The following is a 26,321-nucleotide window of genomic DNA, read 5'->3' on the forward strand; positions in this document are numbered from 1 at the left end:
ATAAATATCATTCAACTTTTAAGTTCAATAAAACTAATGATGTATTGGTTATTAAAATGTTTGTTATCAAGAGAGACTATTTGTGGCTTTTATGATTTGTAAAATATCAGCGTCTTGCTATATTTTATAGAACTATTTGATTTTAATAAAAACAAAAACTTCAATAAAATCAACACCTTTCCTGACCAATTTTTATAGAAATTTTTTATTAGATAAAAGAATTTAATTTAGTGTGACAGAGAGAAGAATTTTAATGTTTAGCGGGTATGCAGTTGAACAATTTATTTTCCTGTTCAACCGCACTATAGCTATATCAAGTTAACCAAAAAACTTTTTCACTTTGTCAAAAAAGCTTTTTTCCTTGGGACTGTGTTTAGCATTTTTATCGGCTTTGAAACTTTCGCCTAGCTCTTTGAGTAACTCTTTTTGTTTATTGGTTAAGTTCACTGGCGTTTCAACCACAATATGGCAATAAAGATCCCCAACGGCACTATTTCGTACTGATTTAATACCTTTTCCTCTTAAGCGGAACATTTTACCTGTTTGGGTTTCTGCTGGAATAGTCAAGCTAACTTTACCATTTAAGGTTGGCACTTCCACTTCACCGCCAAGCGATGCCAATACGATGTTAATTGGAATTTCGCAATGTAAATTCGTGCCATCACGTTCAAAAATAGCATGTGATTTCACTTGTACTTGTACATATAAATCACCTGCTGGCGCACCATTTAAGCCAGCTTCGCCCTCACCAGAAAGTCGAATACGGTTACCTGTATCAACACCGGCAGGAATCGTGACAGAAAGTGTTTTAGTTTTTTCGACTCTTCCTTCACCATGACATTTTTTACATGGATTTTTTACAACTTTACCACGTCCATGACAAGTTGGGCACTCTTGTTGTACTGCAAAAAAACCTTGTCGCATTTGAACAGCACCAGAGCCATGGCAAGTGTTACACGTTACAACATCAGAAGCCTTTTCTGTGCCTTGACCATGGCAAGTATTACACGTTACCCAAGTTGGGACCTTGATTTCTTTTTCAACACCTGATGCGGCTTCTTCTAGTGTTAGTGTGATATTGTATTGTAAATCTGCACCTCGAGATGATGATTGTCGGCCACCACGACCACCGCCAAAGAAATCACTGAATATATCATCAAAGGCAGAACCACCACCAAATCCGCCAAAACCGCCAAATCCACCGGCACCCGCACCATGACCTTGTTCAAAAGCGGCGTGGCCATATTGATCATAAGCCGCTTTCTTTTGTGGATCAGTTAGAATTTCATAAGCTTCTTTGACTTCTTTAAATTTTGCTTCGGCTTCGGCTTTATTATCCTGATTTTTGTCAGGGTGATATTTCATTGCTAGGCGCTTATAGGCTTTTTTTATCTCACTTTCACTGGCATTTTTGCTTACGCCTAATGTCTCATAATAATCTTTCTTCGCCATAATTAACCTTTATTTTTATCTCTTTTCATAAACAACTAAACGGGCTTGAGGTGACCTCGTGCCCGTTTAATGTGTTATATGTTTAACATTTGTTGAAATAACGCATTAAAAAACATATTAATTAATGATTATTTTTTATCTTCATCAACTTCTTTGAAGTCAGCATCAACAACGTCATCTTCTGCTGCTGTGTTTCCACCTGCAGATTGACCCGCACCTTGGCTTGCTTGAGCTTGTTGTTGTGCTAATTCAAGCAATTTTTTAGACGCTTCCATTAACGCATTAATTTTTGCTTCAATTTCGGCTTTGTCTTCACCACGAGCGGCAACCTCTAAAGCACTTACTGCATCTTCAATGGCTTTTTTGTCGTCAGCTGATAACTGATCACCTGCTTCAGTCACTTGTTTACGAGTTGAGTGAACAAGGTGGTCTGCTTGGTTACGAATTTGAGCTAGTTCTTCAAACTTACGGTCTGCATCAGCGTTAGCTTCCGCATCATTAACCATTTTTTGAATTTCTTCTTCACTTAAACCTGATGAAGCCTTAATAGTAATATTTTGTTCACGACCCGTGTTTTTGTCTTTCGCTGATACATGTAAGATACCATCAGCGTCAATATCGAAAGTCACTTCAATTTGTGGCATACCACGAGGTGCAGCTTGAATGCCATCTAGGTTGAATTGACCTAGCGATTTGTTATCACTGGCACGTTTACGTTCACCTTGTAATACGTGGATCGTTACCGCTGATTGGTTGTCTTCAGCTGTTGAGAACACTTGACTATGCTTTGTCGGGATAGTTGTGTTTTTCTCAATCAAGGCTGTCATAACGCCACCCATGGTTTCAATACCTAATGATAATGGGGTTACATCAAGTAATAAAACATCTTTTACATCACCACCGAGCACACCACCTTGTACTGCTGCACCAACGGCAACGGCTTCGTCTGGGTTTACATCTTTACGTGGTTCTTTACCAAAGAAGTCAGCAACGGCTTTTTGTACCATTGGCATACGAGTTTGACCACCAACTAAGATAACATCTTTGATATCAGATACAGAAAGTCCAGCATCTTGTAATGCAGTTTTAACTGGGTCCATTGAGCGTTTTACTAAATCTTCAACTAAAGATTCCAGTTTAGCGCGAGTCACTTTAATATTAAGATGTTTTGGACCACTAGCATCGGCAGTGATATAAGGTAAATTAATATCAGTTTGTTGTGCTGATGATAATTCGATTTTCGCCTTTTCAGCAGCTTCTTTTAAGCGTTGCATTGCAAGTGGATCATTTTTCAAATCAAAGTTTTGTTCACGTTTAAATTCGTCAACTAAATAATTGATTAAGCGTGAGTCAAAATCTTCACCACCTAAGTGAGTATCACCATTTGTTGCGAGCACTTCAAATGTTTTTTCGCCATCAACATCATCTATTTCGATAATAGAAATATCAAATGTACCACCACCAAGGTCATACACAGCAATAGTGCGGTTACCCACATCTTTATCTAAACCATAAGCAAGTGCTGCAGCTGTTGGTTCGTTGATAATACGTTTAACTTCTAAACCAGCAATACGACCAGCATCTTTTGTTGCTTGACGTTGTGCATCGTTAAAGTAAGCAGGAACAGTAATAACCGCTTCAGTTACTGCTTCGCCAAGGTAATCCTCTGCTGTTTTTTTCATTTTCTTTAAAACTTCAGCTGAGATTTGTGGTGGAGCAATTTTTTGTCCTTTAACATCAACCCATGCATCGCCGTTGTCTGCTTTTACAATTTTATACGGCATAATACCAACATCACGTTGTACTTCAGCGTCTTCATAACGACGTCCAATTAAACGTTTAATCGCAAATAATGTATTTTGTGGATTGGTTACTGCTTGACGTTTTGCTGGTTGACCAACTAAGATTTCACCATCTTGTGTGTAAGCAATGATGGAAGGAGTTGTACGATCACCCTCTGCGTTTTCTAATACTTTTGCTTGACCGTTGTCCATTACAGCAACACATGAATTTGTTGTACCTAAATCAATACCAATAATTTTACCCATAATCTATTCTCCTCAAAACCTGTATTTTATTTCTTATATATAGGTCTTAAATATTAATTTTCAAGCCCTTAAATTCCACAAGAAATGTTTTTGTTTTCACATAAATGGGAACGTTATTGTTAATATCAAGGGGAACAAAAAAATAATTTTCTTAAATCTTGATTATAGCCTTTTCAACACTTATCATTGCCGCTCTTTTTCATTATCAAAATTAATTTATAGGATCTTTATGGAACAAGCAAAACTTGCAAATCCAGGCCCTCTTGGTTTGATGGGATTTGGTATGACAACAATTTTATTAAATATTCATAATGCAGGATTTTTCCCGGTTATGACGGCGATTGCATCAATGGGTATTTTTTATGGTGGTCTTGCTCAAGTGATTGCAGGTATTCTAGAGTTTAGAAAAGGCAATACCTTTGGTACAACAGCATTTACCTCTTATGGTTTCTTTTGGATTGCGTTAGTAGGTATTTGGTATTTACCAACTTCACCAGCAACAGCACCAACTGATGCGACTTTTGTTGGTATTTTCCTTGCTTTATGGGGTATTTTTACTGGCTTTATGTTTATTGGTACGCTAAAAGGAAATCGTGCTTTACAATTTGTTTTTGCTAGTTTGACAGTGTTATTTGCTTTATTAGCTATTGGTAATATTTCTGGTAACCATGGTATTATCCATATCGCTGGTTTTGAAGGTATTATTTGTGGCGCAAGTGCTATTTATCTTGCCATGGCAGAAGTACTTAATGAACAATACGGACGTACTATTTTACCAATTGGTGCACCTAAAGGCGCTTCGCATTAATTAATTTACCTAACTGAATTTTTAATAATAAAAAACGGGGTTAATCCCCGTTTTTTATTAGGCAATAAGCCAATTATTTTTTATAAGCATCATTATGCACACCTACTGCCGCACGTCCAGATGGGTCATTTAGGTTTTTGAACGATTCATCCCATTCAATTGCTTTAGCGGTAGAACAAGCAACAGTTGGACCACCTGGAACACAATGTGCAGCACTTTCGACAGGGAATAATTCGTCAAAAATTTCACGATACATATAGGCTTCTTTTGAAGTTGGCGTATTGTATGGGAAGCGGAATTTAGCGTTTTCTAATTGTTGGTCGGTAATTTTACTTTCCGCAATCTCTTTTAATGTATCAATCCAGCTGTAACCCACACCATCAGAAAATTGCTCTTTTTGACGCCAAACAACTGATGCAGGTAAGTAAGATTCAAATGCTTCACGAACAATATGCTTTTCCATTTTGCCATTGCTGCCACACATTTTATCTTTTGGATTAATACGCATAGCAACATCTAGGAATTTTTTATCAAGGAATGGAACTCGAGCTTCCACACCCCATGCCGCCATCGCTTTATTTGCACGCGCACAATCATACATATGTAACGCTGCTAATTTGCGTACAGTTTCTTCATGGAATTCCTTGGCATTTGGGGCTTTATGGAAATAGAGGTAGCCACCAAACACTTCGTCAGCACCCTCACCAGAAAGCACCATTTTAATACCCATCGCTTTAATCTTACGAGCCATTAAATACATTGGTGTTGAAGCCCTGATGGTGGTGACATCATAAGTTTCAATGAAATAAATCACATCACGAATTGCATCAATACCTTCTTGAATGGTAAAGTTAATTTCGTGATGAACTGTACCTAGATGATCGGCGACCGCTTGCGCAGCTTTAAGATCAGGTGCACCTTTTAAACCGACAGCAAACGAATGCAACTGTGGCCACCATGCTTCTGATTTTTCATGATCTTCAACACGGCGCGCTGAGAATTTTTTAGTAATGGCTGAAATAACCGAAGAATCAAGGCCACCGGATAATAAAACGCCATAAGGCACGTCAGACATTAAATGACTTTTTACTGACTCTTCTAACGCAACGCGAAGCTCATTGATATCAGTTTTGTTATCTTTAACGTTGTCATAATCCATCCAGTCACGTTTGTAGTAGGTTTTGATTTCACCTTCAGTACTAGATAGGTAACACCCAGGAGGGAATGCCTCAATTGTTTTACAAACAGGGACTAAAGCTTTCATTTCAGATGCAACATAAAATGTGCCGTTTTCATCATGACCAGTATACATTGGAATAATACCAATATGGTCACGACCAATAAAATAGGTACCTTTGTTGATATCATAAAGGATAAATGCAAACATACCTTGTAATTCATCAAGACAGTCTATACCCTTTTCTTGATATAAAGCTAGAATCACTTCACAGTCAGATCCTGTTTGAAATTCATAACGATCTTTGTACTGATTTCGGAGTTCTTGATGATTATAAATTTCGCCATTTACTGCTAAAACTAATGTTTTATCTTTATTATAAAGCGGCTGAGATCCTGTATTAACATCTACAATTGATAAACGTTCATGAGCAAGAATAGCTTTATCAGAAGCAAAAATACCAGACCAATCAGGACCACGATGACGTTGTAGGCATGATAGCTCTAATGCTTTTGTTCGTAGTTGTTCTGGATCTGATTTAATATCAAGAATACCTAAAATCGAACACATTGATTTTCTCCATTTTAAATCGCATAAGCGATACTGTTACAAGTAAAAACTAATTAGATAAAAATTTCATACCATTTTTTATTTTTATTCAATCTAAAAAATATTATGAATAAATATTTAAACAAACAGCATACACATTATTAATACACAATAAAAGCGTTAATTATTTTTTTAACCATTGACCTTGTCGCTTGATATATTGCCCTGTTGGGGTCTTTTCTTGCGCTTTAATGCCTGCTTTTTTTTCTACTTCACTTAAAGGAACATTACTTTCGACTGATACTTTTTGATACTGTTCTTTACGGGCCTGATTAATAAGCTGTGCAATTTCGGTAGCATTACCTTCATTTTTTACTACACCTAAATAGCCATCAGCTTGTTCACCAACAATACCTTGCGCTTTAGCTTGGCTTAATGAACCCATCGCTTGTTCTAGATTTAATGCAAATGCAGAAAAGGATAAAACAGTTGATAATAATGCTATTATTGCTTTTTTAGAGACAGTCATAATAAACTCCTTAATAAGTACATCATATTTTATTAATTTAAATATGAATAACAAAAATTTTTAATACCGAGTATTTTGTGTTACACAATCAAACCGATCAATCTAATATAATCCTGATTTATTGATGATATTATCTAACGCTTTATCAACCTTAATATTAATTTCATGGTCTATTTTAACATTCAAATTGATATTAATCGGTTCGCTCGGTGCTTGAACTTTGACAGTAGGTGAACATCCAAGTAACGTTCCTACTAATACCATCATTACCATAACATTTCGTACCATAAAATAACCTCTTATTTTGAAGATTTCCTTTTTAAATGTGCTTCTATACGTTTACGAATAGGTTCACTAACTTGATCAGATAGCTGTAAACTCATAAGTAATTTAGTGATATTTTCTTCAAGATTGATATTTAAATTAACTGCTTTGCCATTTTCAACATCTAAATTGCTTCCTTGAATATTTAATCCTAGTTTGGCAATGTCATTGGCATAATCGACAGTTCCTGATAGTTTAGTATAATGAAAATTTTTAATAATATCAGCGAGTATTTTCATGTTTGGGTTACTTTGTACGTAACTTTTAAGCGCTGAGTTTTCAAATTGTAAATATCCATCTTGAGTGGTAGTTAATTGACCTTTTTTTATAACCGGCTCGATGATTGTGCCACCTTTTTTCTTATTAGCCAATAATGTAATCGGTAAGTTACCATCGATCGCGCCACTGCCAGCTAACCCTTCTGCTGGATATTGAGTAAAGATATCTTTTAATTGTATCTGTTTTATCTTTAAATTTAATTGTTGAGGTAATTTCGCCAAATTCAACTTGCTTTTATCAAGAAAAATAAGACCAGAAAAAATACTCGCTTGGGCTTTAGTCCAGCTAATGATTCCTTTATCGGGGGCATTAATTGAAGCAAAATACTCCCCAGCTAATTTGATCTTTTCAAGAGATAACCCCATGTTGACTTCTTGTATATTCAACGCTGGACTCGAAATAGTAAACTGATTATTCTTCACAACAAAATTAATATTACCTGTCGCAGATTTTATTTCGCTGGTTTTATAAATACCATTGAGTTTATTAATAACAAGCTGTGTTGTGGCAGATAATTGATTGTTGTCAAATGGAATGGCCGATTCAACTTGAAAGGTTAAATTCCCAGATGAATTAGCTAAGATAAGATCATCAAAAAAATTCGCTTTAGCTAAACTAATAGAGGCATTATCTAAACTGGATAAACTTAACCGTTTACGGTTAATCCAACCACTGAAAGGTAAATTTAGTTGCCCATTTTCAATACCAAATTGGTGTACCGTTGTGGTAAAAAGTCCATTTTGTATATCAATACGTGGCTCTGTTGTATTAATTGTCGTATTAAATTGTAAATTAGCCGACAGTTTTGCAACATATTGGCTATTAGTTGACATGACCAACTGTATTACATCTTGTTGTTTGGTGATATCAATTTTTACGTTAAATTGCTCGTTATTTTGTGTATAAAATTTTAACGAATCAACATGAATTTTTGATGGTAACCAGTAAAGTATCGTCGAAATGGATGACGCATCATCACCAGCTTGGTTAACGTCCTGATTAAGGTTTTGATCAAGCGTTTCAACCACTTCTTTTTGAGTAGTATCTATGACTGTTTTATCGTCTGATTGCCAGTAAATATCCAGTTCATCGGCCGATAACAGTGACAATGAAATCAGTAAATTTTTTGCTGTTAGTGAGTATTGCGATGGTTGAGAAACAGTTATTTCATCAATAGATAACCCATCAAAGCTCACACTGATGCCATGCCAATCTGTCGATAGATGATATTTATCCTTAAATGATAGCCAATATTGCCATACACATAAGCTCAATAACATAATGAGGAGTACAATACTGAGTAAAATCCAATAGCGTTTTTTTAAGCGAGCCATATCTAAACTCTCAACTAAGCAAAGGACGGGTATTGCCGGATTACTGTATTATCCGGCAATAAAATGATACTGCTCTTATTACGCTTGTTCTCGTTGGGCAATATAAGCTAGTGCTTTATCAATTCGAGCAAGTGTGCGGGCTTTACCAACTGCAAAAACAGTAGCATCAACCGATGGAGACTGTCCGATACCTGTTACCGCAACACGCAATGGCATTCCTATTTTACCCATACCAATATTAAGCTCGGCTGCTGTTACCTCAATAGCATGGTGAATTTTATCAATTTGCCAATCAAAATGAGCAATAGCTTCAATTTTTGCTCTAATTGTTTCTAATGGCTCTTTGGCAACTGGGCGTAAATGTTTTTTAGCTGCATCGCAGTCAAAATCATCAAAATCTTGATAGCAATAAGAACATGATTCGGCTATCTCTTTAAGCGTTTTACAACGCTCACCAAATAACTTAATGATAGTAATCAGATCTGGACCTTTTGCTAAATCATAACCTTGCTGATTCATGTGCCAAACTAAATGTTGAGCCACATAATCTGCATCTAAATGATTAATATAATGGTGATTTAACCAAAGTAGTTTTTCGGTATTAAAGGCACTTGCTGATTTACTCACGGCATCTAATGAAAAATAGCTAATCATTTCAGGAACAGAAAATATTTCTTGATCACCATGAGACCATCCTAAACGAACCAAATAATTAAGCAATGCTTCAGGTAAATAACCATCATCACGGTATTGCATTACACTAACCGCCCCATGACGTTTAGATAATTTTTGCCCATCATCACCTAAAATCATTGATACATGTCCATATTCAGGCAATGGTGCACCTAAGGCTTTTAAGATATTAATTTGACGAGGTGTATTATTAATATGATCCTCGCCACGAATTACATGAGTAATTTCCATATCCCAATCATCGACAACAACGCAAAAATTATAAGTTGGCGAACCATCAGTACGACGAATGATAAGATCATCAAGCTCTTTATTAGCGATTTCAATCGGTCCACGAATTAAATCATTGAAAATCACAACACCATCAATTGGATTAGCAAACCGTACAACATGAGGCTCATTATGTGAGTGCTGTTTTTGTATAGCATCACAACGACAATGCCCATCGTAACGAGCTTTTTCTCCTTTCGCCATTTGTTCTTCACGCAATTTTTCAAGACGATCTTTAGAACAGTAACAACGATAAGCAGAACCTTTAGCTAACATTTCATCAATGACTTGGTTATAGCGATCGAAACGTTTAGTTTGATAATAAGGTCCTTCATCCCATGATAATTTTAACCAATTCATCCCTTCCATGATTGCCTCAATTGCTTCAGGCGTTGAACGTTCAAGATCAGTATCTTCAATGCGAAGTACAAACGAGCCTTTTGCATGACGAGTATATAACCAAGAATAAAGTGCAGTTCGTGCACCGCCTACATGCAAATAGCCAGTTGGGCTAGGCGCAAAACGGGTTTTAATTTTCATGAAATAATCCTAATAAAAACAGAAACGAGGCTGATACCGCAAAGCAGTGATTTGCGCTCTTTTTTAATTCGACAATATTAATCAACAGAATAACATTTTGATATTCATTCATTTTAGTTGCTTATTCTAACATGCCTAAAGGTTTCGGCAATAGTTGGATTCATGTTAGAAAGTTAATATATAATTTGTAAAAAAATTCATAAAAGTATGTATTTAAATAGAAAATCAGCCTTGAGTTATTGTTTAAGGCTGATTTATTTAGTACTGTTTTAGTATGATTAATGGGCTTCATCCCAATTATTACCCACCCCGACATCCACTTTTAATGGTACAGATAGTTGATAACAATTTTCCATGATTGATTTAATTTTAGTGCAATACTGCTCAATAAGTTCTTCTTTCACTTCAAAGACTAGTTCATCGTGAACTTGCATAACCATTCTAATATGACCAACAGGTAAGCTTTTTATCCATTGGCTTACTTTAATCATCGCTGTTTTAATAATATCAGCGGCCGTACCCTGCATTGGTGCATTAATTGCTGCTCGCTCAGCACCTCGACGCTCAAGACCATTGGTTGAGGTGATTTTTGATAAATATAAACGACGCCCAGATAAGGTTTCAACATAACCTTGCTCAGCAGCCAGCTGACGAGTCTCTTCCATATATTGTTGAACACCGGGATAACGTTCAAAATAACGGTCAATATAAAACTGAGCTTCTTTACGAGATACATTAATTTGTTTAGATAAACCAAAAGCGCTCATTCCATAAATCAAACCAAAATTGACGGCTTTAGCTCGTCTTCGCTCTTCTGAAGTAACTTCAGATTCAGATTTATCTAAAATTTCGCTAGCGGTTACACGGTGAATATCTTTATCGTTAGCAAAAGCGTTAAGCAAACTTTTATCTTGTGATAAATGCGCCATAATACGCAATTCAATTTGTGAATAGTCGGCCGAAATAATCTTATAGCTTTTTGGCGCAATAAAAGCTTGGCGAATTCGGCGCCCTTCTACGTTACGAACTGGAATATTTTGCAAATTAGGATCATTTGATGACAACCGACCAGTTATAGTACCAATCTGGTTATAATTAGTGTGAATTCGCCCATCTTTTGAACTAATCATTAACGGTAATTTATCGGTATAGGTATTTTTAAGTTTTGCCAATCCACGATGAAACAAAATCATTTTTGGTAATGCATACTCATTAGCCAGCTCGCTTAACACTTCTTCACTCGTTGAAGGATCACCTTTAGGCGTCTTTTTTAAAACAGGTAATTGATGTTTATCAAATAAAATCGCTTGAATCTGCTTGGGTGATGCAGGATTAAATTTTTCGCCAGCAAATAATTGCAATTGTGCTTCAGTTTCTTGTAATTGTTGTCTAATTTCTTGAGAATATTCATTAAGTAATTTAGCATCAACAAGCACGCCTGTCCTTTCCATTTCAGCAAGCACAATTGCTAATGGCATTTCTATATCAGAAAATAGTTTGGTTAATTTTTCATTTTTTTCAAGTGTTGACCATAATTTATTATGCAATTGAAAAGTAATATCAGCATCTTCAGCTGCATATTGTGTGGTTTTTTCTACCTCAATTTCATCGATAGAAAACTGCTTTTTATCAATTTTAGTCAGCTCATCATAAGTAATCGTTTTATGATTTAAATAACGTTTAGCCATACTATCCATATCGTGACGTTCTGTGCTATTTAATACATACGATTCTAGCATCGTATCAAACGCAATACCTTGCACGGTTATGCCATAATTGGCAAACACACTGTAATCAAATTTGGCGTTTTGGGCTATTTTTTTTATTGCAGGGTCTTCAAGCACAGGTTTTAGTTTTGTTAAAACCTCATCAATCGATAATTGTTTAGGAACCCCTAAGTAGTGGTGAGAAAGCGGTATATAAGCAGCTTGATGAGGTTTAATACTGAATGAAATCCCCACCAATTTGGCATGCACATGATCAACGCTGTTTGTTTCGGTATCAAAAGCAAATTGTTGACTATTTTTTAAATTATCAACCCAATGTTCTAGTTGTTCATGAGTTAAAATGCATTGATAATCTATTTCTTTATTTTCTAGTAATGTTTTATCATCTTGAGCAATAAAAGACATATCATCTTTAATCTCAACCGGCGATAACTGTTTTAAAAATTTGCCAGTTACTAGCTCTTTTTGCCAACGATGAAATCCGTAATTATCAAATAATTCAGCAAGTGCATTGAAGTCAATATCACTCACCATTAGTTGTTCATTAGTAAAATCTAATTTAACATCGGTTTTAATTGTCGCCAGTAAATAAGAAAGTTCAGCTTCTTTTTGATTATCAATTAATTTTTGTTTTAATGATTTTGCACCTCGGATTGATAATTTTTCAATATCATCTAAACGATTATAAATATCTTTTATGTTATCAAACTCAGCTAATAAGCTCTGAGCGGTTTTTTCACCAATACCTGGCACGCCTGGTATGTTATCGGATGAATCGCCTCTTAAAGCTAAATAATCAATAATCTTTTCAGGTGGCACACCAAATTTATTTATGACCCCTTGAGGATCAAGTACCGTATTATTCATAGTATTAATTAGTGTAATTTTATCGCTCACCAATTGCGCCATATCTTTATCACCAGTGCTAATTAATACATCAAGGTTTTCCTTTTCTGCTTGTCTAGCTAATGTCCCAATTACATCATCAGCCTCAACGCCTTCAATGCAAAGTAGCGGTAAGCCCATAGCTTTTAAAATAGCATGAATGGGTTCAATTTGTGGGCGAAGGTTTTCAGGCATTGCCTCTCGCGTTGCTTTGTATTCTGGATAAATCTCGTTACGAAAAGATCCACCTTTGGCATCAAAAACCACAGCAACATGTGAAGGATTGTATTGATTAATTAAACTGCGAATCATATTAGTCACACCAAAAATAGCCCCTGTTGGTTCACCTTTGGCATTAGTTAACGGCGGACAAGCAAAAAAAGCACGGTAAAGATAAGATGATCCATCAATTAAGATAATCGGCGTTTTGTTTGACATCATAGTTACTCAATCATTATTCAACACGATGACGTACAGTATAACCTAATTAGCCATAATATTCTTATCATCACTAATAATATAGTGTAAAGAAGTTTCAAGTTACGATATGTTTCAATATAAGACGAACAGTAAAAAACTGTATATTGCTTTACAACTGTTATATAATATTTCATCGATTTTCGTCTGAGTATTTAATAATGAGCGAATTAAGTCTTGCCGCGCAAAAAGTTAAAGAAGCACTCGCTGCTAAAAACCTTGAAACCCCATCCTGTCGTTTAGCAATGGATAATCACGAGCGTAAAAGCAAAATTGAAGCTCATTTTCGTGAAATTATGAAGCTCATGGAACTTGATTTGACTGATGACAGCTTGGCTGAGACCCCGCACCGAGTATCAAAAATGTATGTCGATGAGATCTTTTCTGGTCTTTATTATGAAAATTTCCCCAAAATCACGTTAATCGAAAACAAAATGCAAGTAGACGAAATGATAACCGTTCGAGACATTACTTTAACCAGTGTTTGTGAGCATCATTTTGTCACTATCGATGGCAAAGCAACGGTTTCTTATATTCCGAAAGATAAAGTGATAGGATTATCTAAAATCAATCGTATTGTTGAGTTCTTTTCACAACGACCACAAGTACAAGAAAGGTTAACTCAGCAAATTTTAGTTGCCCTACAAACTTTACTCGGAACGGTTAATGTTGCCGTTTCAATTGACGCAACCCACTATTGCGTAAAAGCAAGAGGTATTAAAGACTCAAGTAGCATGACAACAACAACAGCCTTGGGCGGTGGATTTAAAACCAACCCTAGCACAAGACAAGAGTTTTTACGTGCTTTAAACCATTATTAGTTATTTGATATTAGCCGCACGGCAAGCACAGTTCTAGCACTTTGTTTTTAGCTATCACGAAAACAAAATATTTAGCGCAAAAAAGCTATTTTATATTGCGTGCATCTTCAAGAAAGATTGGTATAATTCTTGGCTATTTAGTATAAATAACATTGTTTTCATGAAGATTATCCGCGGTATAGCAAATTTTAAAAATCAGTTTTCTCAATGTGTTTTAACATTGGGGAATTTTGATGGTGTGCATTTAGGGCACCAACAACTGATCAACCATCTAATTAAACAAGGTAAAAATCTAAATTTACCAACGGTAGTAATGCTATTTGAACCGCAACCATTAGAGTTTTTTACCCCTGATAATGCACCATCACGACTAACGTCATTTCAAGAAAAAGTCATTTTTATTGAAAAATTAGGTATCGACTACATTATTGTAATTCCGTTTACCCAAACTTTTGCCAATATGCCTGCAGACAGTTTTATCCAAGATTGGTTAATTAACAAACTGCAAGCTAAATATATTGTTATTGGCGATGATTTTCGATTTGGATTTAAACGGCAAGGAGATATTAATCTGCTACAGCGATATGCGCATAATAACGGATTTGCCGTTGAAAGCATGCCGACATTTGTTTGGAATAACTTACGAATTAGTAGCACAGCCGTACGCCAAGCACTATTAAATAACGACTTTGAATTAGCACATTGTCTTTTAGGACGAAATTATACAATTCAAGGCCGAGTAGTACATGGTAATGCTTTAGCAAGGCAATTGGGATTTCCAACCGCTAACATCCACTTACATCGCAAAAAACCGGCATTACAAGGTGTCTATTTTGTTAAAGTTAAAAATATCTTTAATAATCAACATTATCACGGCATTGCTAACATTGGCATAAGACCAACTATTCATGGAAAAACAGCCATTTTAGAAGTGAATCTATTTGACTTTTCGGGCGATATTTATGGACAATATTTAGACGTAAAATTCGTGCAAAAATTACGCGACGAAAAAAAATTTAATTCATTAGCCGATTTAAAGCAACAAATTGCACGAGATGTTTGCACTGCGAAAAAGATCAGTGCACAATTAACTAATTAAAAAGTAGTATCAACAAAATTAACTGGAATAAATCAGCATGACAGACTATAAAAACACATTGAATTTACCGGAAACTGGATTCCCGATGCGAGGTGACCTTGCTAAACGTGAACCGGCTATGTTGCAACACTGGTACGATAAAGCGCTTTATCAAAAGATCCGACAAGTGAAAAAAGGCAAAAAAGCCTTTATTTTGCATGATGGTCCTCCTTATGCAAACGGCAAACTTCATATAGGTCATGCAGTTAATAAAATAATCAAAGATATTATTATCAAATCAAAAAGCTTAAGTGGTTATGATTCCCCGTATATTCCAGGATGGGATTGTCATGGTTTACCTATTGAGCAAAAAGTAGAAGAGCAAGTTGGTAAACCAGGCGTAAAAGTAACACCTGCTGAGTTTCGTCAAATCTGCCGCGATTATGCAGCTTCACAAGTTGAACTACAAAAAGCTGATTTTATTCGCATGGGTGTGCTTGGTGATTGGCAAAACCCTTACCTTACAATGAATTATGATACCGAAGCCAATATTATTCGCGCTTTAGGTAAAGTGATTAAAAATGGCCACTTAGTGAAAGGTGCTAAACCTGTCTATTGGTGTACCGATTGTATGTCATCATTGGCCGAAGCCGAAGTGGAATATTATGACAAATCATCGCCAGCCATTGATGTGAAATTTAAAGCGGTTGACAATCAAGCCGTAGCTAGCAAATTTGGTATCACAACAAACTTAACTATTTATGCCGTTATTTGGACAACAACCCCTTGGACATTACCTGCTAGCCGAGGGATTGCTTTAAATGCTGATTTTGAATATCAATTAGTTCAAATCAATGATAAAGAGTGCTTAATTTTAGCTGCTGATTTAGTTGAAGCAGTAATGAAACGTGCAAATATCAGTGATTGGAAAATCTTAGGCAGTTGCCAAGGTGATGCGCTTGAATTATTACGCTTCAAACACCCATTCCTTGATTTTGATGAACCTATTGTACTTGGCGATCACGTCACAATTGATGCGGGTACTGGTGCAGTGCACACCGCACCGGGTCATGGTACGGAAGACTTTATGGTAGGTCAAAAATATGGGTTAGAAGTCGCAAATCCAGTTGGTGGTAATGGTTGCTACTTGCCGGGAACTGGCGCAGGGTTAGATGGTCTATTTGTATTCAAAGCCAATAAAGTGGTAGTTGAAATACTAAAAGAACATAACGCATTACTACACTTTGAAAATATCGAACACAGTTATCCATGTTGTTGGCGACATAAAACACCCGTGATTTATCGTGCAACACCACAATGGTTTATCAGCATGGATAAACAAGGTTTAAGGACGCAATCATTAAAAGAGATTAAACAAGTTCGATGGATCCCTGATTGGGGACAAGCTCGAATTGAAACCATGGTAGCAAATCGCCCTGATTGGTGTATTTCTCGACAACGCACATGGGGCGTTCCGATGACGCTATTTGTCCATAAAGAGACCGAAGAACTACACCCAAATACGCTAGAACTAGTTGAAAAAGTTGCTAAATTAGTGGAGAAAAAAGGTATTCAAGCGTGGTGGGATGCCGATATAAAAGATCTGCTTGGTTCTGATGCTGAAAATTATCGCAAAGTACCTGACACGCTAGATGTTTGGTTTGATTCGGGATCGACATTTTCATCAGTGGTTCGTGTTCGACCTGAATTTGAAGGACACGAAGCTGACATGTACTTAGAAGGATCAGATCAACACCGCGGTTGGTTTATGTCTTCATTAATGTTATCAACAGCAATTGATAACAAAGCACCTTACAAACAAGTGTTAACTCACGGTTTTGTTGTCGATGGGCAAGGGCGTAAGATGTCAAAATCGCTGGGAAATATCGTTACTCCACAGGATGTAATGAATAAACTTGGTGCTGATATTTTACGTTTATGGATTGCCTCAACAGACTATTCTGGCGAAATGAACTATTCTGATGAAATCATCAAACGTTCAGCCGATAGTTATCGTCGTATTCGTAATACTGCACGCTTTTTGCTAGCAAATTTAAATGGCTTTGATCCTGTTAAAGATATGGTAAAACCAGAAGATATGGTTGTCCTTGATCGCTGGGCGGTTAGTATGGCAAAAGAAGCACAAGAGCAAATCGTTCAAGCTTATGAAAATTATGATTTCCATAAAGTCGTACAACGTATTATGCAATTTTGCTCAATCGAAATGGGATCGTTCTATTTAGATATCATTAAAGATCGCCAATACACAGCAAAAAGCGATAGTATCGCACGTCACAGTTGTCAAACAGCGTTATACCATATTGCACAGGCATTAGTTCGTTGGATTGCACCTATTTTATCATTTACTGCCGATGAAATTTGGCAATATCTACCTAATTCACAAAAATCAGAATTTGTGTTTGAAGACGAATGGTATGGCTCACTATTTACATTGTCAGATAGCGAAGCATTAAATAGCGAATATTGGTCACAAATTTTGGCGATTCGAAGTGAAATAAATAAAGTCCTAGAACAAGGGCGTAATGATAAAGTGATCGGTGGTGCGCTTGAAGCAGCTGTTACGCTTTATGCTGATGAAGCGATTACTACCGCATTAACTAAATTAGAAAACGAATTACGTTTTGTTTTACTCACCTCACAAGCGAATGTAAAACCGTTACAAACCGCGCCAGAAAATGCCGTACAAAGTGATATTCAAGGTCTTAAAATTGAGCTAGCAAAAGCGCAAGGCGATAAATGTCCTCGTTGCTGGCACTATACAACAGACAATGAACCGACAACGCATTTATGTAAACGTTGTGAACAAAACATTCACGGCAATGGCGAAGTTAGACATTTTGCATAATAAAAATCAAACAGATAATAGCGCTAAAATTTAGCGCTATAAAAAATATTCCCACTTTCCGCCGGCAATTTGTCGGCGGAAATATAATAATGAGCACAAACTTATATGAAAAAAGATCATGGACTTTATTGGTTATCATTAGCAATGGTTGTTTTTGTTATAGATATTGCAAGTAAATTTTGGATCATAAATAACTTCTTTCTATTTGAATCAGTAAACCTTTTACCTTTCTTCTCAATTACTTATGTGCGTAATATTGGCGCAGCTTTTAGCATCTTTGAAGGGCAACGTACAATGCTTGCCATTCTTGCCTTGATTATCAGCGCAGTAATTTTGCATATGTTATACCGAAATACTCGCCAACAAAAATTAGAGAATTTTTCTTTATCACTCATTCTAGGTGGCGCATTGGGTAATTTATTTGACCGCCTTTACCATGGATTTGTTATTGACTTCCTTGATGTTAATTTTGGTGATTGGCACTATCCAACCTTTAATATCGCTGACTGTGCTATTTGTGTAGGTATTGGATTATTTATTCTCTGTAGCTATAAAAAATCCAAAAAGGCGGCGGCATAGCATGCAAATTATTTTGGCCAATCCGCGTGGTTTTTGCGCAGGTGTTGATCGTGCTATTACCATTGTTGAACGTGCACTAGAACTTTTTGGTGCACCCGTTTATGTACGCCATGAAGTTGTTCATAATCGCTACGTCGTCAATCGATTAAAACAACTTGGGGCCATTTTTATTGAAGATATAAAAGAAGTCCCAGACAATACTATTTTAATCTTTTCCGCCCACGGAGTATCAAAAGCAGTTCGAGAAGAAGCAAAACAACGCCAACTGCGTGTGTTTGATGCCACTTGTCCATTAGTTACTAAGGTCCATATGGAAGTTGCTCGTTCAAGTTATCGTGGTGAAGAAGTCATCTTAATTGGTCATGCAGGCCATATCGAAGTCGATGGCACGATGGGGCAATATAACAACCCTGAAGGTGGTATCTATTTAATTGAATCTATTGACGATGTAAAAAAACTACAAATAAAAAACGAAAATCACCTCTGTTTTACCACTCAAACCACGTTATCAGTTGATGATACGGCCGAAATTATTGCTGCTTTAAAAGAACGCTTTCCCAATATACGTAGCCCTCGTAAAAACGATATCTGCTATGCAACAACGAATCGTCAACAAGCGGTAAAACAATTATCAGCGCAAGCCGATGTTGTATTAGTGGTAGGATCTAAAAACTCATCAAATTCAAATCGATTAGCTGAACTCGCAAGACGCAACAGCAAACAGGCTTACTTGATTGATTTTGCTTCAGATATTGATCATAATTGGTTAACTAACGCTAGAACAATAGGCGTCACAGCAGGGGCTTCTGCTCCGGATATCTTAGTGCAAGACGTGATCGAAAACTTAAAAAATTTGGGTTGCACCTCGTTAATCGAAACGGATGGGATTTTAGAAAACATTACCTTTGAAATTCCAAAAGAATTACGTATTGACGTTAAATCAAACTAAGCTAAAAAGAACGTTTAAGTAATTCAAATTTTGCCAGTAGCTGATCTGGCGTTTCTATATGTTCAGGATCAGCAATAATCGCATTTTGAATTGGACAAACACGCTGACAAGTCGAATGATCATAATACCCCACACATTCGGTACATTTATTGGGATCAATTTCGTATGTATCAAACCCCATTGAAATAGCCTCATTTGGGCATTCTGGTTCACACATATCACAATTAATACATTTATTGGTTATTTTTAACGCCATTGCCTTATTATCTTTATCAACTACAAAAAATTTATGACATTATAGCGCAATCAACAATAAATCCGAATAAGGATCCGCGTATTGCTTGTTGAGCAACACAATTATTTGTAAAAAGTTTTTGGCAACCTTTTTTTTTAGCATAAAAGTGATAACGTATGTGAGTTAAATTTTCATAATCATTACATTTTATTAAGAATAATTATCAATAACATTTAGTTTGTTACGATAGAATGTTAAAATAACAATAAGAACATAAAAGGATGAAAACATTGTTAAAATTGATAAAAATAAAATATCTATTTATAGTCACCATCATTTTTGCAATTATTTATATTGCATACTTAATCACATCTAATTCAACCCCCACAATAAATTATATTACAGCGCCTGTAACGAAAAGTAATGTTGAAAAAACTGTTCTTGCTGATGGCACAATTAGTGCCTTTAAACAAGTTAGTGTTGGTGCACAGGTTTCTGGTCAGATTAAAAAACTGTATGTTGAATTGGGTGACGAAGTAAAACAAGGTGATATGATTGCCGAGATTGATGATCTAAAACAAAGCAATGATTTAAAACAATCAGAAGCTTCACTCAATAGTTTAGAAGCACAACGTGAGGCCAAAAAGGCAAGATTGGTTAACTACCAACTAACTTATGAACGTCAACGAAAACTCGTCAATAAAGGGGTTGGTGCTCAATCCGACTTAGATGCAGCAAAAGCAGAATTTGATGCAATTAAAGCCGATATAGCCGCAATTGATGCCGATATTGTAAAAGCACAAGTTGCTGTAGATACGGCAAAAGTTAACTTAGGGTATACCAAAATTCGTTCACCGATTGATGGCGTCATTGTTGCTATCCCAGTAAATCAAGGACAAACGGTAAACTCTGTTCAAAGCGCACCAACGATTGTCAAAGTCGCCCAGCTCGACAAAATGACCATTGAAGCACAAATTTCGGAAGCCGATGTTGTTGACGTTAAAAAAGGCATGCCCGTTTATTTTACTATTTTAGGCCAGCCTAATAGGCGTTTTGATGGGTTAACGCTACGAGCAATAGAACCCGCACCCGAATCAATTAACACAGAAACAAACGCAATATCAAGTTCATCATCAACAACCAAAAGTGCAATTTATTACAATGGATTATTTGATGTAGACAATCCTGATCATGTGTTAAGAATTTCAATGACGGCACAAGTTTATATCGTTTTATCTGAAGCAAAAGATGTACTAACCATTCCTTCTCAAGCTATTCAAAAAAAATTAGGCAATAATAAAGCTATTGTTTATCTATTAAATCAATCTAAAGAAATTGAAGAGCGCGAAGTTACTCTAGGCATCGATAATAATGTCAATGTTGAAGTAAAATCAGGAGTTAAAGAAGGTGATACGATTGTAGTTAGCAGCGCTAATGGTGCTTTAGTCGGTAATAACGCAAGAGCACCAAGGGTTCGATTCTAATATGACAAATAATATCCCCCTTATCAAACTTGATAACATTGTTCGTGAGTTCCCAGCAGGAGACTCAACCATACAAGTTCTTAAAAACATCAACCTGACAATTAATGCAGGCGAAATGGTCGCGATTATTGGGACATCGGGATCAGGGAAATCCACTTTGATGAACATCTTAGGTTGCTTAGATAAACCAACCTCAGGAACTTACGCAATTAACGGACGCACAACCAGCGAATTGTCACCCGATGATCAAGCCGAATTACGACGTGAACATTTTGGCTTCATTTTTCAACGTTATCATCTATTAAACGCACTAACAGCACAAGGAAATGTCGAAATTCCTGCTATTTATGCTGGTGTTACAAGTGAACAACGGCAAAAAAAAGCAAGCGAAATACTAACGCGTTTAGGGCTTGCCGATAAAATTCATAATAAACCTAACCAGTTATCAGGAGGACAACAACAACGTGTCAGTATTGGCCGAGCTTTAATTAATGGCGGGCAAATCATCTTAGCTGATGAACCCACTGGCGCACTTGACCACAAAAGTGGTTTAGAAGTAATGGCAATATTGCGAGAATTACATCAGCAAGGCCACACAATTATTATCGTCACTCACGATTCAAATATTGCCAAAAGTGCTGAGCGAATTGTTGAAATTAGTGATGGAAAAATCATCTCTGATTCAATTAATCCTAATTACCCATCTGAGCAAGATGCTAATCGCCAAGTAAAACAAATCAAAACAACAAAAACTCAAGATAACTTCTTAGCAAAATACTACCGTTTTCGTGATGCGTTTAAAATGGCAATGTTATCAATGCTTTCACAACGATTACGAACCATCTTAACAATGTTAGGAATTATTATTGGTATTGCATCGGTCGTGTCAGTTGTTGCATTAGGGCAAGGCACCAAGCAAAAAATTCTATCTAACATCAACTCATTAGGAACCAGCACACTAGAAATCTATGCAGGTTCAGGCTTTGGCGACCGCAACGCAGACAAAATCACAACACTACGCTCATCAGATGCCGACTTTCTTGCTCAACAAAGTTTTGTACACAGTACAACACCGAATCTTGCCACTAGTGTTTATTTTCGCATTGGCAACCTAGCGGTAACGGGCACAGTCAATGGGGTTGGGGAACAGTTTTTTGCTGTTCGGGGTTACAACATTTCGCAAGGCAAATCGTTTGACGAAACAAGTGTTATCACCTCAGCTCAAGATGCTGTTATCGACGAAAACACAGTGAAACGACTATTTGCAAATCAAAACCCTATTGGAAAAATTTTAATGGTTGGACAACTGCCAGTAAGGATTATTGGTGTTGCAACAAAACAACAACAGGGATTTGGCAGTAATGAAAGCCTAAATATTTGGCTACCTTATACCACCGTGACTAACCGCATGGTTGGGCAGACTTCATTAAAAAGCATCACAGTACGAGTAAAAGATAATGTTGATTTAACCATTGCCGAGCAAGCGATTAATCAAATTATGCTTAAACGTCATGGTACAAAAGACTTCTTCATCTTTAACTCAGACAACATACGAGAAACAATCAACTCATCAGCTTGGGTCATGACACTATTGGTTTCAGCTATTGCGCTAATTTCGCTTATTGTTGGAGGGATTGGTGTAATGAACATTATGCTAGTATCAGTCACCGAAAGAACGCGCGAAATTGGTGTACGCATGGCTGTTGGCGCACGTTCAAGTGACATATTACAACAATTTTTGATTGAAGCCATATTAGTGTGTTTAATCGGTGGCACAATAGGCATTCTACTTTCATTTGCCATCGGATTTATTTTTAATACCGTTGTCACATCATTTGCAATGAGTTTTTCAGCAATATCAATTATTGCGGCATTTAGCTTCTCAAGCATAATTGGTATTATTTTTGGCTATTTCCCTGCTAGACGAGCAGCCAAACTCGACCCAATTTATGCATTAGAACGAGAATAACCACCAAAATCATAAACATAAAAAAATCCCTTTGCATCATAATATTGAGCAAAGGGATTTAAACATTAAAACCAAATAACTAACTTAGGCTAATTATTGCTACAGGTACTATTTTTTATCAGAACCCGCCTTTTTAACCATTTTTACGTTAGGATCTAAACCTGCTACAAATGCAGTCACTCGTGCATAATCATTAATAAAAGTATCATCACTAGTCATATCAAGCGCATTTGGCACAATATAAAACTTACGATTCACAACAACAGTAGGGATAGATTCTGGTTTCATCTCTTTAATCGCTTCTGTTTGCTGTACCATAAATGCTTTAACTAAAAAACTATCTTTTGTTTTATCAAAAACGTCACCGCTAACCCCTAATTTTTCAAAAACAGCTTTAATATCATCAGCCGTTTTTACAGTTTTTTCTTTTTGGATAGCATTATACAGCGCATCAGACACCTTATCTTGAACACCAAGCACATTAGCCACCGCCCATGCTTGCGCAAGATCTTTCGCTAATGGTCCAAAGTTCTCTAAATGGTAGCGTTTAAACTTAACGCCTTCTGGTAAAGCCTTACTAATCGTTTGCGGACCTTGATTTTGAGCTTCAAATTTAAAACAGCTAGGACAATTAAATGAAAAGAACTCAATAACTTCTTTATCGGGTGATGGATTAGTTGGCAACACGATATATTGTTTATCTAATTCAATCGGCGCTTGAGTATTTGCAGTAACCGCTTGTGATGCTTCAGCTTTGGTTGTTGTATTTCCTTCATCTGCAAAACAACTTACAGAAGAAAGTAAGACGCTCATTGCAATAAGTGTTTTTTTCATATTAATAGTTCTCCTTATTCTTTTATAATTCCGCGCGCTTTTAATAATGCAGATTTAAAATCTTCTTCATAATCTTTTTTTAGCCCTGGAATTACTTCATTCTTATCAGAGCCACGCATTTTTAAATGATAAATTAAAATATCGTCACTCAAGTCTTTTAACTCACCTTCAAAACCCGCTTCTTGAGACAATTTAGCTAAAAATTGTAATAAGTTAAGGTCAGAATCACCTTCCCAAGCAGATTGTAATAATTCCATTACTTCATCAATACGATGACATTTCATAATTGTTACCTTTAGTAGATCTTCAAACCTGTAGAAGATAATGATAAATAAGCAATCATAAAAAAATGATATGCTACGACTTGCAATAACTTTGCTATATAGTAATGTTATTTTGTTTTTTCGCAACGTAAAAGAGAAATAATTTATGGAAAAACCCTCTATTACTGCAATCATTCTAGCCGGTGGTAAAAGTACCCGCATGAATGGCAACGACAAAGGACTGTTATTATTACATCAAAAACCACTCTATCAACATGTCATTGACCGCATCAAACCGCATGTTGACACAATGATGATTAATTGCAATCGTCATACCCAACAATATCAAAAAGCAGGGTACCCCGTGTTTAGTGATGATCTAGCGGGATTTTGTGGGCCGTTATCGGGTATTTATAGTGGCCTATTGCGTAGTAAAACTGATTGGAATTTATTTGTCAGTTGTGACACCCCTTTTTTGCCCGACGACTTAATTGACCGTTTAGCGGTTTATACGGCAAATAATAATGCTATTTATCCACATGATGGACAACACCACCATCCAACTATCTTGCTTATTCATAAAACGATTATTTTACAGCTACAAGCTTATTTGGAACAAGGCGGACGTAAATTGATGCTGTTTTTAGAACAAATTAGTGCTAAATCGGTTGATTTTAGTGATAAAGCAGTTTGTTTTAGTAATATCAATACATTAGATGAGCTTAATGTGTTTAATCAAAAATAAAACAAATAATAATTTGTTTTTTAAGGTTATTTTTTAAAACAAAAACTTCAATAAAATCAATACCTTTCCTGACCACTTTTTGATAGATATGCTCTTATCTTTTTCATCGTGAAAAATGGTGTATATTAGTTTTTAATTGAATCTAACTATTTTGAATCACAACACGATGAATATAAGAAAAACGCTCGCTATTTGTGGTTACAGTGGCAGTGGTAAAACAACTTTATTAACTAAGGTGATTTCGCTACTTGTTGAGCAGGGCTTTAAGGTGGCGACTTTAAAACATGCGCATCACGATGTTGAATTTGATATTCCAGGAAAAGATAGCTATCAATTGCGTAAAGCCGGTGCTTTACAAACAATGGTTGCTTGCGATAACCGTTACGCTTTAATTTGTGAAACACCCAATAAATCAGCGGATTTGCAGACTTTAATTAATCAATTTTCTGATGTTGATATTATTTTAGTTGAGGGGTTTAAAGATGAGCAAATCCCTAAAATTATTTGTCACCGAGGCTGTGTTAAAAAACCACTTTTTATTGATGATTGTACTTTGGCGGTTGCTAGTGATGAGCCGTTAGATACAAATATACCAAGATTTGATATTAATCAGCCAATTCAAATTGCTGAGTTTATAAAAAGTTATTTATTAAAACGTTAATATATCGTATCTTATTTGCTAATTTTTTACGTTGTTTTATCTAAATCAGCATGAAGCCTTTATTCAAAAAATTTTTAAACATAACAAAAAAAGCGATAATTGGATTTATGCTATTGTCCGTTTTGCTTGTTGTGTTAATGCGTTGGGTTAATCCTTTGGGTTCAATGCTGATGGTAGAAAGAAAAATCACTCATTGGAACATTACTCAACAACGCACATGGAAAGATTGGGATCAGATTTCTGATAATATTAAAATAGCTGTTATTGCTGCCGAAGATCAAAACTTTTCTAATCATTGGGGATTTGATTTTAAGGCGATTAATCGGGCTTTGAAGCATAATCAAAATAATAAAAAAATTCGTGGTGCCAGTACAATTACTCAGCAAGTCGCCAAGAATATTTTTTTATGGCCATCGCGTAGCTGGGTTCGTAAAGGATTTGAGTCGTGGTTTACACTTTGGATCGAACTTACTTGGTCTAAACAGCGCATTCTGGAAATTTACTTAAATAGCGTTGAATGGGATGAGGGCGTTTTTGGTATTGAGGCGGCTTCTCGTCACTATTTTAACGTTAGTGCTAGCCAATTAACGCCGACTCAAGCAAGTTTGCTGGCGGCGATTTTGCCTAATCCAAGAAAATGGCATCCGGTTAACCCCAATAGTAATATTCAAAAAAAAGCAGAATGGATTCGTACCCAAATGAATAATTTGGGCGGTAAGTATTATTTAGATAAACTTGAATAATA

The 26,321-nt window shown here is 36.1% G+C and carries 22 protein-coding genes; 11 read left to right on the plus strand and 11 right to left on the minus strand.

Annotated features, from left to right (window positions below; translation table 11 throughout):
- Positions 1–318 precede the first annotated feature (318 nt).
- Together dnaJ and dnaK are read right to left on the minus strand one after the other, a co-directional pair.
- Positions 319–1,452: a molecular chaperone DnaJ gene (gene dnaJ, locus GQ594_RS09855; protein WP_160412600.1), complete on the minus strand. Its 1,134-nt coding sequence runs from the start codon at positions 1,450–1,452 to the stop codon at positions 319–321.
- A 128-nt stretch (positions 1,453–1,580) separates the two neighbouring features.
- Entirely contained in the window at positions 1,581–3,500 is a 1,920-nt protein-coding gene (dnaK, locus tag GQ594_RS09860) for a molecular chaperone DnaK (protein ID WP_160412597.1), read from the minus strand.
- Between the two features lie 229 nt (positions 3,501–3,729).
- Between dnaK and satP the strand changes: the two genes are divergently transcribed.
- Complete coding sequence (gene satP / locus GQ594_RS09865) at positions 3,730–4,308, plus strand: acetate uptake transporter (RefSeq protein ID WP_160401146.1); 579 nt, start codon at positions 3,730–3,732, stop codon at positions 4,306–4,308.
- A 73-nt stretch (positions 4,309–4,381) separates the two neighbouring features.
- Here satP and asnB read toward each other — a convergent pair whose 3' ends face one another.
- The 6 genes from asnB to polA all read right to left on the minus strand — a co-directional run bounded on the left by asnB (position 4,382) and on the right by polA (position 13,056).
- The gene (gene asnB, locus GQ594_RS09870) at positions 4,382–6,055 is read right to left on the minus strand and encodes an asparagine synthase B (RefSeq protein WP_160401152.1); all 1,674 of its coding nucleotides are present in this window, start codon (positions 6,053–6,055) and stop codon (positions 4,382–4,384) included.
- Positions 6,056–6,218: 163 nt separating this feature from the next.
- The gene (locus tag GQ594_RS09875; RefSeq protein WP_160412595.1) at positions 6,219–6,563 is read right to left on the minus strand and encodes a YdbL family protein; all 345 of its coding nucleotides are present in this window, start codon (positions 6,561–6,563) and stop codon (positions 6,219–6,221) included.
- Between the two features lie 102 nt (positions 6,564–6,665).
- A complete protein-coding gene (locus GQ594_RS09880; RefSeq protein WP_160401154.1) occupies positions 6,666–6,851 on the minus strand; it encodes a YnbE family lipoprotein in 186 nt (61 codons plus the stop codon).
- Positions 6,852–6,862: 11 nt separating this feature from the next.
- On the minus strand, positions 6,863–8,500 hold the full coding sequence (locus tag GQ594_RS09885) for an intermembrane phospholipid transport protein YdbH family protein (RefSeq protein WP_160412593.1): 1,638 nt from the start codon (positions 8,498–8,500) through the stop codon (positions 6,863–6,865).
- A gap of 78 nt (positions 8,501–8,578) precedes the next feature.
- Positions 8,579–10,003, minus strand: coding sequence for a glutamate--tRNA ligase (gene gltX, locus GQ594_RS09890; RefSeq protein ID WP_160412590.1), 1,425 nt, complete (start codon positions 10,001–10,003; stop codon positions 8,579–8,581).
- Between the two features lie 278 nt (positions 10,004–10,281).
- Complete coding sequence (gene polA, locus GQ594_RS09895; RefSeq protein ID WP_202112561.1) at positions 10,282–13,056, minus strand: DNA polymerase I; 2,775 nt, start codon at positions 13,054–13,056, stop codon at positions 10,282–10,284.
- Positions 13,057–13,253: 197 nt separating this feature from the next.
- Between polA and folE the strand changes: the two genes are divergently transcribed.
- The 5 genes from folE to ispH all read left to right on the plus strand — a co-directional run bounded on the left by folE (position 13,254) and on the right by ispH (position 19,385).
- Positions 13,254–13,913 (plus strand): GTP cyclohydrolase I FolE, encoded by a 660-nt coding sequence (gene folE, locus GQ594_RS09900; RefSeq protein WP_160412588.1) that lies wholly within the window; start codon positions 13,254–13,256, stop codon positions 13,911–13,913.
- 160 nt (positions 13,914–14,073) lie between these two features.
- Entirely contained in the window at positions 14,074–15,012 is a 939-nt protein-coding gene (gene ribF / locus GQ594_RS09905) for a bifunctional riboflavin kinase/FAD synthetase (protein ID WP_160412586.1), read from the plus strand.
- Between the two features lie 37 nt (positions 15,013–15,049).
- Positions 15,050–17,857 carry an isoleucine--tRNA ligase gene (ileS, locus tag GQ594_RS09910; protein ID WP_160412584.1) on the plus strand — a complete coding sequence of 936 codons (2,808 nt, stop codon included), beginning with the start codon at positions 15,050–15,052 and terminating at the stop codon, positions 17,855–17,857.
- 105 nt (positions 17,858–17,962) lie between these two features.
- Positions 17,963–18,436: a signal peptidase II gene (lspA, locus tag GQ594_RS09915; protein WP_160401160.1), complete on the plus strand. Its 474-nt coding sequence runs from the start codon at positions 17,963–17,965 to the stop codon at positions 18,434–18,436.
- Between the two features lies 1 nt (position 18,437).
- Complete coding sequence (ispH, locus tag GQ594_RS09920) at positions 18,438–19,385, plus strand: 4-hydroxy-3-methylbut-2-enyl diphosphate reductase (RefSeq protein ID WP_160412582.1); 948 nt, start codon at positions 18,438–18,440, stop codon at positions 19,383–19,385.
- 1 nt (position 19,386) lies between these two features.
- Here the strand turns inward: ispH and GQ594_RS09925 are convergent, their stop codons facing one another.
- A complete protein-coding gene (locus GQ594_RS09925) occupies positions 19,387–19,641 on the minus strand; it encodes a YfhL family 4Fe-4S dicluster ferredoxin (protein WP_160412580.1) in 255 nt (84 codons plus the stop codon).
- A gap of 260 nt (positions 19,642–19,901) precedes the next feature.
- Here GQ594_RS09925 and GQ594_RS09930 point away from each other — a divergent pair, with 260 nt between their 5' ends.
- Together GQ594_RS09930 and GQ594_RS09935 are read left to right on the plus strand one after the other, a co-directional pair.
- The gene (locus GQ594_RS09930; protein WP_160401163.1) at positions 19,902–21,104 is read left to right on the plus strand and encodes an efflux RND transporter periplasmic adaptor subunit; all 1,203 of its coding nucleotides are present in this window, start codon (positions 19,902–19,904) and stop codon (positions 21,102–21,104) included.
- A 1-nt stretch (position 21,105) separates the two neighbouring features.
- On the plus strand, positions 21,106–23,073 hold the full coding sequence (locus GQ594_RS09935) for a MacB family efflux pump subunit (RefSeq protein WP_160412578.1): 1,968 nt from the start codon (positions 21,106–21,108) through the stop codon (positions 23,071–23,073).
- A 108-nt stretch (positions 23,074–23,181) separates the two neighbouring features.
- Here the strand turns inward: GQ594_RS09935 and GQ594_RS09940 are convergent, their stop codons facing one another.
- Positions 23,182–23,907, minus strand: a complete 726-nt coding sequence (locus GQ594_RS09940) for a DsbA family protein (protein WP_160412576.1) — start codon at positions 23,905–23,907, stop codon at positions 23,182–23,184.
- 14 nt (positions 23,908–23,921) lie between these two features.
- On the minus strand, positions 23,922–24,191 hold the full coding sequence (locus tag GQ594_RS09945) for a YihD family protein (protein ID WP_160401166.1): 270 nt from the start codon (positions 24,189–24,191) through the stop codon (positions 23,922–23,924).
- 145 nt (positions 24,192–24,336) lie between these two features.
- Between GQ594_RS09945 and mobA the strand changes: the two genes are divergently transcribed.
- From mobA to mtgA, 3 genes are all read left to right on the plus strand, one after another.
- Positions 24,337–24,915 carry a molybdenum cofactor guanylyltransferase MobA gene (gene mobA / locus GQ594_RS09950; protein ID WP_160412574.1) on the plus strand — a complete coding sequence of 193 codons (579 nt, stop codon included), beginning with the start codon at positions 24,337–24,339 and terminating at the stop codon, positions 24,913–24,915.
- A gap of 166 nt (positions 24,916–25,081) precedes the next feature.
- The gene (gene mobB, locus GQ594_RS09955; protein ID WP_202112560.1) at positions 25,082–25,576 is read left to right on the plus strand and encodes a molybdopterin-guanine dinucleotide biosynthesis protein B; all 495 of its coding nucleotides are present in this window, start codon (positions 25,082–25,084) and stop codon (positions 25,574–25,576) included.
- 50 nt (positions 25,577–25,626) lie between these two features.
- Positions 25,627–26,319 (plus strand): monofunctional biosynthetic peptidoglycan transglycosylase, encoded by a 693-nt coding sequence (gene mtgA / locus GQ594_RS09960; RefSeq protein ID WP_160412572.1) that lies wholly within the window; start codon positions 25,627–25,629, stop codon positions 26,317–26,319.
- Positions 26,320–26,321: the final 2 nt, after the last annotated feature.

Source organism: Gilliamella sp. Pra-s52 (assembly GCF_009795805.1).
Lineage (GTDB): Bacteria > Pseudomonadota > Gammaproteobacteria > Enterobacterales > Orbaceae > Gilliamella.

Coding starts and splice junctions, on each gene's coding strand:
- dnaJ (WP_160412600.1), bottom strand. CDS start 1,452: ATGGCGAAGAAAGATTATTATGAGACATTAGGCGTAAGCAAAAATGCC.
- dnaK (WP_160412597.1), bottom strand. CDS start 3,500: ATGGGTAAAATTATTGGTATTGATTTAGGTACAACAAATTCATGTGTT.
- satP (WP_160401146.1), top strand. CDS start 3,730: ATGGAACAAGCAAAACTTGCAAATCCAGGCCCTCTTGGTTTGATGGGA.
- asnB (WP_160401152.1), bottom strand. CDS start 6,055: ATGTGTTCGATTTTAGGTATTCTTGATATTAAATCAGATCCAGAACAA.
- GQ594_RS09875 (WP_160412595.1), bottom strand. CDS start 6,563: ATGACTGTCTCTAAAAAAGCAATAATAGCATTATTATCAACTGTTTTA.
- GQ594_RS09880 (WP_160401154.1), bottom strand. CDS start 6,851: ATGGTACGAAATGTTATGGTAATGATGGTATTAGTAGGAACGTTACTT.
- GQ594_RS09885 (WP_160412593.1), bottom strand. CDS start 8,500: ATGGCTCGCTTAAAAAAACGCTATTGGATTTTACTCAGTATTGTACTC.
- gltX (WP_160412590.1), bottom strand. CDS start 10,003: ATGAAAATTAAAACCCGTTTTGCGCCTAGCCCAACTGGCTATTTGCAT.
- polA (WP_202112561.1), bottom strand. CDS start 13,056: ATGATGTCAAACAAAACGCCGATTATCTTAATTGATGGATCATCTTAT.
- folE (WP_160412588.1), top strand. CDS start 13,254: ATGAGCGAATTAAGTCTTGCCGCGCAAAAAGTTAAAGAAGCACTCGCT.
- ribF (WP_160412586.1), top strand. CDS start 14,074: ATGAAGATTATCCGCGGTATAGCAAATTTTAAAAATCAGTTTTCTCAA.
- ileS (WP_160412584.1), top strand. CDS start 15,050: ATGACAGACTATAAAAACACATTGAATTTACCGGAAACTGGATTCCCG.
- lspA (WP_160401160.1), top strand. CDS start 17,963: ATGAAAAAAGATCATGGACTTTATTGGTTATCATTAGCAATGGTTGTT.
- ispH (WP_160412582.1), top strand. CDS start 18,438: ATGCAAATTATTTTGGCCAATCCGCGTGGTTTTTGCGCAGGTGTTGAT.
- GQ594_RS09925 (WP_160412580.1), bottom strand. CDS start 19,641: ATGGCGTTAAAAATAACCAATAAATGTATTAATTGTGATATGTGTGAA.
- GQ594_RS09930 (WP_160401163.1), top strand. CDS start 19,902: ATGAAAACATTGTTAAAATTGATAAAAATAAAATATCTATTTATAGTC.
- GQ594_RS09935 (WP_160412578.1), top strand. CDS start 21,106: ATGACAAATAATATCCCCCTTATCAAACTTGATAACATTGTTCGTGAG.
- GQ594_RS09940 (WP_160412576.1), bottom strand. CDS start 23,907: ATGAAAAAAACACTTATTGCAATGAGCGTCTTACTTTCTTCTGTAAGT.
- GQ594_RS09945 (WP_160401166.1), bottom strand. CDS start 24,191: ATGAAATGTCATCGTATTGATGAAGTAATGGAATTATTACAATCTGCT.
- mobA (WP_160412574.1), top strand. CDS start 24,337: ATGGAAAAACCCTCTATTACTGCAATCATTCTAGCCGGTGGTAAAAGT.
- mobB (WP_202112560.1), top strand. CDS start 25,082: ATGAATATAAGAAAAACGCTCGCTATTTGTGGTTACAGTGGCAGTGGT.
- mtgA (WP_160412572.1), top strand. CDS start 25,627: ATGAAGCCTTTATTCAAAAAATTTTTAAACATAACAAAAAAAGCGATA.